The organism is Paenibacillus konkukensis (assembly GCF_023523925.1).
In the GTDB taxonomy this organism is placed as follows: Bacteria; Bacillota; Bacilli; order Paenibacillales; family NBRC-103111; genus Paenibacillus_S; species Paenibacillus_S doosanensis.
Genome location: NZ_CP027059.1, coordinates 5,904,131 through 5,916,650 on the forward strand (window position 1 = coordinate 5,904,131; position 12,520 = coordinate 5,916,650).

Annotated in this window: 9 protein-coding genes; 8 read left to right on the plus strand and 1 reads right to left on the minus strand. The window is 54.2% G+C overall.

Translation table 11 applies throughout. The features are described from left to right. Positions 1–178 precede the first annotated feature (178 nt). The 7 genes from SK3146_RS25730 (at position 179) to SK3146_RS25760 (ending at position 10,528) form a co-directional block, all read left to right on the plus strand. Positions 179–1,558, plus strand: coding sequence for an ABC transporter substrate-binding protein (locus SK3146_RS25730; protein WP_249861445.1), 1,380 nt, complete (start codon positions 179–181; stop codon positions 1,556–1,558). Between the two features lie 285 nt (positions 1,559–1,843). After that, entirely contained in the window at positions 1,844–3,331 is a 1,488-nt protein-coding gene (locus SK3146_RS25735; protein WP_249861446.1) for an IS1182 family transposase, read from the plus strand. 892 nt (positions 3,332–4,223) lie between these two features. After that, a complete protein-coding gene (locus SK3146_RS25740) occupies positions 4,224–5,921 on the plus strand; it encodes an alkaline phosphatase (protein ID WP_375295580.1) in 1,698 nt (565 codons plus the stop codon). Between the two features lie 99 nt (positions 5,922–6,020). Continuing rightward, positions 6,021–6,755 (plus strand): ABC transporter ATP-binding protein, encoded by a 735-nt coding sequence (locus SK3146_RS25745; protein WP_249861448.1) that lies wholly within the window; start codon positions 6,021–6,023, stop codon positions 6,753–6,755. After that, on the plus strand, positions 6,727–7,947 hold the full coding sequence (locus SK3146_RS25750; protein WP_249861449.1) for an ABC transporter permease: 1,221 nt from the start codon (positions 6,727–6,729) through the stop codon (positions 7,945–7,947). The genes SK3146_RS25745 and SK3146_RS25750 overlap by 29 nt, the downstream gene beginning before the upstream one ends. A 74-nt stretch (positions 7,948–8,021) precedes the next feature. Next, on the plus strand, positions 8,022–9,035 hold the full coding sequence (locus tag SK3146_RS25755) for a hypothetical protein (RefSeq protein WP_249861450.1): 1,014 nt from the start codon (positions 8,022–8,024) through the stop codon (positions 9,033–9,035). 173 nt (positions 9,036–9,208) lie between these two features. Beyond that, positions 9,209–10,528 (plus strand): TrkH family potassium uptake protein, encoded by a 1,320-nt coding sequence (locus SK3146_RS25760; RefSeq protein WP_249861451.1) that lies wholly within the window; start codon positions 9,209–9,211, stop codon positions 10,526–10,528. A gap of 49 nt (positions 10,529–10,577) precedes the next feature. On the opposite strand, the gene SK3146_RS25765 is transcribed toward SK3146_RS25760, so the two are convergent. Beyond that, positions 10,578–10,742 carry an aspartyl-phosphate phosphatase Spo0E family protein gene (locus tag SK3146_RS25765; RefSeq protein WP_249861452.1) on the minus strand — a complete coding sequence of 55 codons (165 nt, stop codon included), beginning with the start codon at positions 10,740–10,742 and terminating at the stop codon, positions 10,578–10,580. 281 nt (positions 10,743–11,023) lie between these two features. Between SK3146_RS25765 and SK3146_RS25770 the strand changes: the two genes are divergently transcribed. Next, the gene (locus tag SK3146_RS25770; RefSeq protein WP_249861453.1) at positions 11,024–12,406 is read left to right on the plus strand and encodes an ABC transporter substrate-binding protein; all 1,383 of its coding nucleotides are present in this window, start codon (positions 11,024–11,026) and stop codon (positions 12,404–12,406) included. Positions 12,407–12,520 lie beyond the last annotated feature (114 nt).

Here is a 12,520-nt window from a genome sequence, read left to right on the forward strand (position 1 = left end):
CGGCATGTTGCTTGATTTTATAGGAATATTGTTCATCTGCAGCCGCGAATTTGACCGGAAAAGGCACGGATTTGCATCAGGGACAGGCACAGCGGGTGTTCAACCGTTTGGAAAGATAGCAATATTCCTATAATTGAGCGCAAGATGAAGACAGAAACCGCGATGCGGCTTTGTTATAATGAAAACACCAAATATAAAGCGCTTACATCACGCTCTGCGCAAGCTGCCGGGCGTCATGTATAACGGAAAGAGGGATAAGCATGTACAAGAAAGTTTTCGCCGCCGCCGCAGTATTGACGGCATTATGGATGCTCGCCGCTTGCTCGGGGAAGAGAAAGCTGCGGAAAACCCGGGCGAAGCCGCCGCGAAGACGGGGGAGAAGCCGGTTACCGTCAAAATTTATCAATGGGTAGCCGTATCGGATGACCAATGGCAGCAGCTGTTCGTCGAGCCTGTCCGCAAGAAATACCCTTATATCACATTGGAACAAGTGGTCCGCGGGAAAGGGAGCAATCCGGACGAGCTTGTCGCATCGGGGGGATTTCCGGATATTTTCACTATCGCCAACGATGTGCGCGCCTACACGTCGCTAGGTCTTACCCAGGATATGAGCCAACTGATGAAACAGGAAAATGTCGATGTAAGCCGATTCGATCCCGCTCTTGTGGAAAGAAGCAAGGTGGACGGTCAAATCGTCGCGTTTCCTTTTTACAGCAGCCCGACGGCTTTGTATTATAACAAAGATATTTTCGATAAATTCGCCGTGCCTTACCCGCAAGACGGCATGTATTGGGAGGATGTCATCAACCTGGCCAAACAGGTAACGAAGATGGACGCCGGCTTCCAGTACAAAGGCTTGCATCCGCAAAGCATATTCGCGATGAAGGGCGGCTTGCCGATCGATCTGCTGGACGCCAAGACGGATGAGCCTACGATAAATAACGATCAATGGAAACAGCTGCTGACGCTCTATACGAATCTTGTGACCATCCCGGGCAACGAACCGAAGGGGGGAGCTTTCGCCGATGTGGTGAACGCCTTTGTTAAGGATAAAAATACCGCGATGGTCATTTCAAATATTATGCCTTCTTTGCAGGAAGCGTCCAAGAACGGCTTGAACTGGGATATGGCGCAGCTGCCGAGCTACAAAGGCTATGACGGGCTCAAAGGCTTGGGAGACACGATGTATATGGGGATTAACAAAGTGAGCAAGCATCAGGAAGACGCGATGAAGGTGCTCTCCGTACTCGCCTCGGAAGAAGTGCAGACCGCGATGGCCAAGAAATACGGATATTATCCGGTGCTGGCCAGCCAGGCCGTCAAAGACGCTTTCGGCGCCGAAATGGATTTTTTGCAAGGGAAAAACGTGCAGGCGATCTATAAAGGCCGCATCGCGCCGTATGTGCCGGGCTCGATGTATTCCGGCAACGCCGACGTCCGCAAAATTTTTAACGGCAAGGTCGCGGATGCAGTTGCGGGCAAAAAAGACGTGAACACCGCGCTCCGCGAAGCCGACGAAGAAATCGCCAAGCTGATGCCGCAGATTAAACAAAAATAAACGATTTCTCCATCACTTCTAAAAGGGTAGTGAAAAAGTCCGCTGCGATGTCCATTTGATCCTCCAATCGCTGTTGAAAACGGATTCTTTGGATTGTTTTTTCGTTTTTATGTGGAGAGAATCCGTTTTCAAAGGCGAACGCTTACGCTTTTCCAGATTCAAATGGCCCCTCCGCTCTTTTTTCACCAGACTTCTAAGAGTCTGTCCGACGAAACAGGAAAAGCATAGTTTCGTCGCGAAACTTAACTGTAATCTGTTTATCTGGTAAAAAAGGGTGTGTGGTTAATGGCAAAATTTAAATCTTACTCCACGGAACAAGGTGAATTGTTTCCGATGTATTTGAGCGATTGGATCCCTGAAGATCATTTAGTGCGGCTTGTTAGCGACATCGTGGATCAGTTGGATCTCACGGTCATGACAAATCGGTATTCCCATCGCGGAGAAGAAGCCTATCACCCCGCCATGCTTTTGAAGTTATGGTTCTATGGCTATGCTACGGGTGTGTTCACCTCCCGGACCCTTCGTCAGGCTATGGATGAAAATATTCCTTTTCGTTGGCTATGTGGCGGCCATCGACCGGATTTCCGTACGCTCAGCGATTTTCGAAAGGATCACCTCGAATCATTACCGGGACTTTTCAAACAAGTGGTACACATCGCCATACAGCTAGGGTACGTGTCCCTCGGTCATGTCAGCATCGATGGTTCGAAGCTGAAAGCCCATGCATCGAAGCATAAGTCGATGTCGCGAGATCGGATGAACCAGGAAATCGAGCGTCTGGAAAAGGAAATCCGCGAAGCTCTCGAGCAAGCCGGCCAGATAGACGACCAAGAGAACGAAGAGCCCCTTTCGCTGTTGCCGGAATCGGTGACCAATCGCCAATCCCGACTTGAAAAAATCAGAGAGGCGCTCAGACAGTTGGAAACTCGCAAACCGGTAGAGGAATCGAAGACACCGGACAAAGATCAATTCAACTTTACCGATCCAGATTCCCAAATCATGGATACGAAAACCCAAGGCGTCATCCAAGGATATAATCCGCAAATTGCCGTAGATGCGGATCAGGGATTCATCGTCGGACTGCAGATGAACCCTAGCAGCAGCGACCAACACCAATTCCAGCCGGTGCTCGGTTCCATCCGCAACATAACGGGAAAGGTGCCCGAGAAAGTGAGTGCGGACGCAGGGTACTTTAGTGCGGACAACATTCAGGCGGCGACGAAGGCCGAGACCGACGCCTACATCGCGGCAACCCGTGAAAACAAGCAGCACGGGAATCCGTACGATAAAACCAACTTTACGTATATCCCGGAAACGGATACCTATGTGTGCCCAGCGGGACAAACGCTGATCCACAAGTACACATACTATGAAAAGGATCCTCAAAAAGCGACTCAATGGGTGTATATGAGCGATGCCTGCCTGACCTGCCCGTTTCAAAAGGACTGCGTTAAGTCCGGATCCGGTAAACGAAGGGTCAAACGCAATGAAGGCGATCCGATCCGAGAAGCCATGAGAACCAAAGTGCAAAGCGATGCCGGTAAAGACATTTACCGGTTACGTAAAGCCATCGTGGAACCCGCGTGGGGGCAAATGAAAGAATGTCAGGGCTTTCGTCAGTTTCACCTCCGTGGCGAAGATAAGGTTGAGGGTGAGTTCGTCCTTTTGGCTTTAAGCTATAATTTAAGAAAGCTTCATTCTGCCAAATATCCCAAACCATCCACGGTGTATAAACGGGAGAGGTCTGCCCAAAAACGTAAAAAAGCGGCGTAACTCCCACAAAGGCAAAGAAAGACACAGTGATTATACTCAAATCGTGATGAAAAATCATTTGAAAACCGAGTCTAACTCCGAAGGGACCTACAAAAGTAACTCCGTCGGACAGACTCCTAAAAGGCTGGTGAAAAAGCAGACTTCGCTAAGCGAGGGCGATCCGGAGAAGCGTCAGCGTCGCCTTCGTTCCCGAATTGCAGCCCATGCAAGGGACAATTATTCAAGAAATCCGGAACGGGCGGCGATGGGGAGCTGCTTTCGCATGCACAGTAGGCGACCCTCCTATCGTAGAGAAAAATCCGCTGTAAAGGCGAGCGCTAACGCTCCTACAGTCGCGCCGTACTCTCGCAACGGACACAGCGGCCGTTATATCAACCCTATCGGCCATATTGGATTTCTAACGGACACAGATGCAGCTATCTGTTGACAACGCCGCCTTAGAAAGCCATTCGGAGCTATGTAAGCGCCATGACGTCCGTTACGTTTGAAAAGGGTCTGTTTGCAACGAAATTAGCTCCCTGACGTCCGTTAGCTTTAGAAACGGTTCGATGCTCGGTTCCGGAGGCTGCCTGCAGCCAAGCCGTTGTCTAAACGGATACGTTGGAGCATGAAGAGGGTACCGGATTCCAGACGCTGTGAACATGACTTTAAAAGAGTGGTGAAAAACAAGCATCCCGCGCTCGATAGAGGTTTCCACTCTCTGGTGCAGCCGGATTTTTTTTCACATTGCATTAACAGTTCCCGGCAAAATTGACGTTCCGATAACATGATGTCCCATTTCCGATAATGTTGGCTCCGTATAATGAGCGATGTAGCGAATGTCTTCATCCTTATTTCATAAACGGAGGGGAATTTTTTGAAAAAGGTATTTAAACAGCTTTTAGTTTCCGGTATGGCACTTTCCTTGCTTCCGGCATGGAACGCAGGCCCGGCTATCGCCGCCGATGCTCCGGCAGGGACTGCGTCCGCGCCGGCCCTATCGAAAAACGTCATCGTGCTGATCGGCGACGGCATGGGTCCGGCCCAAGTATCGGCGGCGCGCGACTACTCCCGCCATTTTCTGAACAAAAATCATCTTGAGCTTGATTCCTATTATGTGGGCCAAGCCACTACATATGCAGACCGGGGAGAAGACGGCGGCGTGATGGTGTCCGGGGAAGTGACGGATTCCGCCTCGGCCGGCACGGCCTTCGCAACCGGACATAAAACTTACAATGCGGGCATCAGCGTCTCCAACGAAGACGTATCCAAGCCGTTCGCATCGGTCATCGAGGCTTCCGAAAAAATCGGCAAGTCGACGGGGCTGGTGACGACAGCGCGAATTACGCATGCGACGCCGGCCGTTTACGCTTCGCACGTGCGCAACCGCGATAACGAGAGCGCGATCGCTTCCCAATATTTGCAGGATCAGGACGTGGACGTGCTGTTCGGCGGCGGCAAGCAGTTTTTCCTGAGCAAGGAGGAGAAGGGCAAGCGTACGGACAAGACGATTATCCCGGATTTTGAAGCGAAAGGCTACAAGGTTGTTTACGACAAGCAAGGGCTGGAGTCGCTCGGCGCCGGAGCCGGCAAAGCGCTCGGATTGTTCGGCAGCTCTCATGTCGATTATGTGCTGGACCGCGACGATACGGTTCCCAGCCTGGCGGATATGACCGGGAAGGCGATCGAAATTTTGGCGCAAAATCCGAAAGGGTTCACGATGATGATCGAGGGCGGAAGAATCGACCATGCGGGCCATTCGAACGATTTTCCTTCCGTCGTTCAAGAAGCGCTCGATTTCGACGCGGCGGTGAAAGTGGCGATGGATTTTGCCAAAAAAGACGGCAACACGTCGGTCGTGGTGACGGCGGATCATGAGACCGGCGGTTTGTCGCTCTCCCGCGACGGGGTATATGAGATTAATGTCGATGCCTGGGATCAAGAGAAGCAATCGTCCGAAATATTCGCTGCGAAGCTGAAGGCGGCGAAGAGCATCGAGGAAATCAAGCGATTGGTGCTTGAAAATACAGGATTCAACGATTTGACCGATGACGAAGCGAGCTACATTATGGAGGGCGACGGCACTTCTTATGCGCAGGAAGGCGCGTATAACGCCGTGATGGCCAAGCGCTTCATGGTCGGCTTCACCGGGCACGGGCACTCCGCCGTCGACGTAGGCGTCTGGGCGTACGGGCCGATCGCCGATCTGGTCAAAGGCCAAATCGACAATACGGATATCGCCAAAGCGATCGCCAAAGTGGCGGATGTGGATTTGGAAGGCACGACGGCCGAAAAGCAGGCAGAGTACGTTTATCCGAAGTTTAAGGTGACGCGCGACGGTTCCGTACTGTATCCGGCACGCGCCTTGTCCGAAGCGCTCGGTGTTCAGGTGGCATGGGATGAAGCGGCGAAATCCGTCGTCTTGTCCAAAGACGCCAACCAAGCGGCCGTTAACGTAGAGACGTCCGAAGTTACGTATAACGGAGCTCCTGCCGGGTTCCAAGCGAATATGGATAACGGCTCTTTATGGCTGTCGCTGGACGCGTTCAAGCAATTGACCAGGAAACCGCTGACCTGGGATGCGTTGTCCGAGCGGATCAGCTTGAAGTAACGGCATGGGTAAAGCGAGGCGGGGGAGCGATGTTCCCCTGCCTTTTCAAAGTCGCGGCATCGGGCTGCAGCGAAATACGGCGATAAAGGCGGTGAGAAGATGATCGAGATTAGCCGGTTGCAGAAATCGTTTCGGGCGGAAGGTCGGACGCTGCCTATTTTAAAAATAGACCGTTGGTCAATAAACCAAGGTCAGCGAATCGCCTTGATCGGACCGAGCGGCAGCGGCAAGAGTACGCTGCTGCATCTTCTGGGCGGGGTGCTGACGCCGGACAGCGGAGAGATTACGGTTTGCGGCCATCCGCTGCACCGGTATTCAGAAGCGCAGCGAGACCGGTACAGAGCCGAACAGGCAGGGTATATTTTTCAAGATTTTCATCTGATTTCCTCGCTGACGGCAAGGCAAAATATTGAGCTCGTGCTTCCTTCGCACTGGAGCCGGAAGGATAAGGAGGCGCAGCTGAACGAATGGTTCGAGCGAACCGGCTTGCAGGACCGGCAGCGGCATCTTCCGGCGCAGCTGTCGCGAGGCCAGCAGCAGCGGGTGGCGATGATCCGGGCGCTCATTCGCCGTCCTCCGTTTATTTTGGCCGATGAGCCGACCGGGAGTCTGGATTGGGAGGCGGCGGGAGAGATTATGAAGCTGCTGCTCGGATTATGCGAAGAGGAGGGGCTTACGCTGATCACCGTTACGCATGATCTGCATTTGGCGCGGCTGTACCCTACGCAGGTCCATATGAGCGAAATCAATGAACTGCTTCGCAAAGAGCCGCAGAAGCGGCCTGAGGATCAAGGAGGCGTGAAGGGTGAGTCTTCCTCATTTATTATGGCGTAACATGATGCACCGCAAGACGCTATCCTTGCTGACGGTTTGCTCGGTAGCGTTGACCGTGGCGCTGCTCGTCTTTCTCATCTTATGCAGTCAAGGAGTCGAGCAGGGGGCGGAGAAGGGCTACGGCCCGTTCGAGCTGACGGTGGGAGCGCAAGGCAGCTCGACGCAGCTGGCGCTGAACACTTATTATCACGTCGGAACGCCGACCGGAAACATTCCTTACGAAGTGTTCGCGCAGCTTGAGAAGGAGGAACAGGCCGAAGCGGTTTATGCGATGACGACCGGGGACAACTATAACGGCTATCCTATTGTGGGGGTGGACGCCAAATATTTTTTGACGCGGTACGGAGATAAGAAGCTGGAAGCGGGCACGGTCTATCTCCGCACGGGGGAGGCTGTCGTCGGCTCTCACATCGCCCGAACGCTCGGCGTGAAGGTCGGAGATACGTTCCGCGGCGGCCACGGCCTCCTTCACGAGGGAGAGCCTGCGGAGGAAGAGGAGGCCGGAGAATCCCATGAGGAGCATGAGGCTCATGCCGGTTTTCTGTACACGGTGGTCGGCATACTGCCGCCGCTTCATACGCCTGACGACCGGGCGGTGTTCACGACCGTCGATTATGCCTGGGCCGTCCATCACAGCCAGCAGGGGGAACATAAGGATGTAACTTCGGTTCTGGTCAAGCCCCGGTCGCTGCTCGGTGCGCAGACGCTCAAAACGAAGTACGACAAACTCGGTAACGCGCAGGCGATCTATACGAGCAAAGCGGTAGCCGATGTCGTCAATGTGGTTGACAAAGGCTCGCAGGTCATTCGAATCGTCACGATGCTGTGTATCGTATTGGCGGCCATCTCGATTCTGCTGTCGCTTACGTCGGCTGTGAACGAGCGCAAAAAGGATGTCGGTCTGCTGCGGCTGATCGGCAAGTCCAGAACGTTCGTATGGCTGTCCCTGATCGGAGAAGGGCTGCTGCTGACCTTGATCGGTTTGCTGCTCGGTTTGGCGGCCGGTCATGCGGGAAGCTATGCGGGCCGCGACGCGCTTTTCGACTTCTCCGGCATCGCGCTGGACGTATGGCGTCTGCCTGGCGAGGAATGGCTGCTTATGCTGGGTACGCTGGTGATCGGAGCGCTTGCGTCGCTGTGGCCCGCAATGAAAATATACCGTGTAGACCCGCTGCAGTTGTTCCGCTCATGAACGGTCTTTCGCTCATGAGGGGGTATAAGAAACGAAGCGTTGCAATGATTACAGAGGCAAGGGGGAAGCTACGCATGAAACGGATGATTGGCGATTTGCGGCCGCTTCGAGAGCAGCGCGCCGCTGCCGGCGAAGTGAAGGCAACGGGACGGGAGCGAGCGCCGCGTCCGGCCGGAGGCTGCCGATGGCCGGCGGCCATCGCCGCGGCGGCGGTGCTCGCTGCCGCCGCGCTGCTCGCCGGCTGCGGCTCGAAGCCGGCCGGCTCGCCCGAGGCGGCGTCCTTCGCCGCCGCCGAGACCGCTGTGCCGCTAGCGGCGGCACAGCCTGCTTCTGCGGGGAGCGCCGCAGAAGGGAGACCCGCGGACTCGCGCCCGGCGCCGAGTCCTGCCGCTTCGGCCGCGCCGCCGGCAGCGGCCGAGCCGGCGTCTCCCCCTGCGCGGCAGGCAGGGGGAGACGCTCCATCCCCTGAGGCGCAGGGGATGGAAACTGCGGCGGCGGCGGAAGCCTCGCCCGCCGCGACGCAGGCCCAGGCTCCGGCTCCGGCGGGAGCCGAGGAGCCGCAGCCTGCCGCCGCTGGCGCCGGCGCTTCAGCGGAGAGCGCCCCGGCCGCGCCTTCTCAGGGCGGCGCTCAGGCGCAGGAGCCGGAGCTGTCTTCGCCTCCATCTCCATCTTCTCCGCCCCCGTCCCCATCCCCGGCTCCGTCCCCGACGAAGCAGCCGGCGGGGAACGAGCTGACATGGGCGGAATTTTTCGACGATGATACGCAGTCGACGCCGTCGAACAAGTTCTGGGACTTAAACGGCAAAACGGTGCAGATCAAAGGCTTTATGGGCGAAGTGCTGTCGTTCGACAAGCATTGGTTTCTGTTGATCCCGCAGCCCGGGGCGGAATGTCCGTTCGACAACGGCGACGAGACGTACTGGAATAAAATTATGATCGTCTTCGTGCCCAAGGATACGAAGCTGAGGTACACGTCGGGGGCTTTGCAAATTACGGGCCGGCTCGACGTAGGCATCAAAATCGACGAATCCGGGTATAAGACGATGTTTCGGCTGTACGACGCCAAATTCGAGAAAATCAAGGAATAACCGATGCGGATTAAGCCGAGCCATACTTATTTATAACAATTGCGTCCATGGAAAAGCTTGCTTCTATGGGCGCTTTTTCATATGATAAGGGAATAAACTTGTTGATCCGATCCTTGCGGGATCGAACTCGGAGGAACATGCTGCTCAAGAAAACGCAAAAACAGCGATCGGCGGTGCATACCATCGTGATCGCCTATTTTTTAGTCATCTTCATCGTTACCGTTCTGCTCATACTGCCTATTAGCCTGAAGCCGGGCGCCAGCCTGTCGTTTACCGACGCTCTGTTTGTTTCCGCCAGCGCGGTAAGCGTCACGGGTCTCACTACCATCAATACCGCCGCCACCTTCAGCGGGTTCGGCACGATTGTGCTCATGATCGCTTTTCAGGTGGGCGGCATCGGCATTATGGCGATGGGCACTTTTTACTGGATTTTATTCGGCAAGCCAATCGGTCTTTCGCAGCGCAAGATGATGATGATCGACCAGAACCGTTACAACTTGTCCGGCATGGTGCAGCTGATGAAGCTGATCATCGGGATGACGCTGCTCTTTGAAGGCGTCGGGGCTTTGCTGTTCGGAGGTTATTTTTATTTTGCCGGCTACTACGACACGCTGTACAGAGCGATGTATCACGGTTTGTTCCATGCGGTGTCCTCGTACACGAACGCAGGCTTCGACCTGTTCGGCAATTCCTTGCTCGATTATTCCGACGATGTCGTCGTGCAGCTGCTCACGATGCTGCTTATTGTGCTCGGGGCGATCGGATTTCCGGTCATTGCCGAGGTTCGGGAATATTTATTCGGCGGGCATAAACGGTTCCGCTTTACCTTGTACACGAAGGTCACGACGACGACGTTCGCCATTTTGCTGCTGCTCGGGGCGGCGGGGATCTGGATTACCGAAGGGTCGAATACGTTCGAAGGCATGGCATGGTACGAGAAGGTGCTGAACGCCTTCTTCGCCTCGATCACCTCGCGCAGCGCGGGACTGGCCACCATCGATCCGTCCAAAATGACGGATGCCAGCCAGCTTCTGCTGGCCGTTCTGATGTTCATCGGAGCGAGTCCTTCCAGCATGGGCGGCGGGGTCAGGACGACGACCGTAGCGATTATCGTCTTGATGATCATTACGTTTATGCGGGGAGAAGAGGAAATCAGAGTGTTCGGGCGTTCCGTACGGCATGAAGATATCATTAAAAGCTTTCTCTTTTTCATTACGGGAGTTTTACTGGTCATGATCGGCATATTCGTCGTGCTGATCTCCGAATCGCCGCATGTGCCGGCAATCGCCGTCATTTTTGAAGTATGTTCCGCATTCGGGACATGCGGGCTGTCTACCGGAATTACCGGAAGCTTGTCCTGGGCGAGCAAAGTCGCGCTCATCGTGCTGATGTATATCGGAAGGATCGGAATGACGCAGTTCCTGACTTTGTTCGTTTCGCGCAAGGCGAAAGCGGATGTTCATTATCCGGAGGAACGGCTTATCATCGGTTAAATAAGAGGTGACTGAAAAAGGGTGATCATGGGGGAGCTTTCTCTCGTCGTCATCCTTTTTCGTCTGCGCTCTTGGAATGAAACTGCAGCAGCAGCAGCAGAACGTCCAGCTCCTGACTGAGGGTAATCACTTCCTGATCGCAAAAATTATTTTTTTTATTTACGAGCTCGACCAGCCTCGCCCGGAGCACTTCCACTTGTTCTGCCAATTCCATGATCAATAAATCCCCTAACTTTCAAAAATCTTACAACCATTTTAACACGACTGTTATCTATTGGGAAATGCTTTGTTTGCTATTGTGAAAAAAAGGGTAAACGGAAATATTTTACCGTTGGAAAGTATAACTGTTTGAATCCATTTTCACAAGGTGGAAATTATGAACTTTCGATAAAAACATGATAGTTTTCGTTATATCCTCTCTCCCGATTCCTCCTTATAATGGACGTTATATGGTGGGCTGCTGCCCGTCTTTCAGTTGAACAGGGGGGATTTGAGATGGCAAAATGGCCGGCGGGGAGAAGAACGGTCCGTCTGTGGATGGCGGCAGCGGTGATGACGGCAGCGCTGTCCGGCTGCGGCGGCGGAGGGAAGGAAGAAGCGGCGGGAGAGCAAGCGGGAGCGAAGGAGGATTTGAATGCTCCGGTAACGCTTATCTTTAAGTCCGATTTCGGGGACGACCAGGAGGCGTTCGATAAAAAATACGGCAATAAAATCAAAGAAAAGTTTCCGAACGTTACGGTTCAATTTTTGCCAAGGGAGCAGGGGGTGGGAATTAATGAATTGATCACATCGGGCGTTTATCCCGACATTATGATCGGCAACACATCCAACATCGATTCCTTCCTCATCAATCCCGGTCTCGCCTACGATATGAGCGGACTCATCAAAAGCGCGAACTACGATCTGGACCGGTTCGAGCCGACCTTGATCGAGCAAATGCGCAATACGAACCCCAAGGGGGAGTTGTACGGTCTGCCGATGCCTTACGGCGGGATGCAGGTGCTGTTCTACAACAAAGGGCTGTTCGATAAATTCGGCGTCCCTTATCCGACCGACGGGATGACTTGGGACGAAGTCTACGAGCTTGCCAAAAAGATGACCCGCGTCGACGGAGGCCAAGTATACCGCGGCTTCAGCTCGTTCATCGGCGCCGTTCTCCGCGATAACCAGCTCTCGGTTTCTTACCTCGATCCGAAAGCCGATAAGCTGAACGATACGGAGAAATGGAAGCGGCTGCTTGAGAATCTCGGGCGCTTTTATCAAATCCCGAACAATAACCGCGATCCGAAGAAGCGCAGTCAGACCGAGGAATCCGGAGCCTTTATGAAAAATATGAATGTAGCGATGATGGTCAATCAATTCGGGCAGTATACGGGCATTCCCGAGGAAATCGACTGGGATATGGCGGCGATTCCGACCTTCAAGGAAGCTCCGGATACGGGGACGCAGATCAACTCGGCTTACTGGTTCATTACGAGAACGAATGAGCATAAGGATATTTCGTTCGCGATTATTTCCTATCTGCTTTCCGACGAGGTGCAGGCGCTGGATGCGAAGCAGCAGGCGACGGTGCCTTCGCTCAAGAGCGCGAATGCCGGCGATGCTTTCCGGTCGCTCGGCCAAGACGTGCCGGCTCTTCAGGGGAAGAACGTGAAGGCGCTGTTCTATCATAAGCCGGCGGCGGCTCCGCCGAAGCGCGATCCGGGCTTGGTCGGGGCCGACCCGAATAAGCTGAAGGTGGCGCTGGAGACGGCGTTCAATCAGTATACGCTCGATAACGTCGATATGAATACGGTGCTTCGCCAGACGGAAGAAGCGGTGCAGAAGCTGGCGGAGGAGAAGAAGAACAATCAGCAGACGGAGAGCGCGGGCAAATAAATAACGGCAAGGCGGCGCAGCCTTCATGAGGCGCGCCGCCTTGCCGTTTAGTCGTTGCTTGGGAGAATCGAATGGCGTTCCAATACCGCTTCCCCCGATGACCGGATCTTTGTC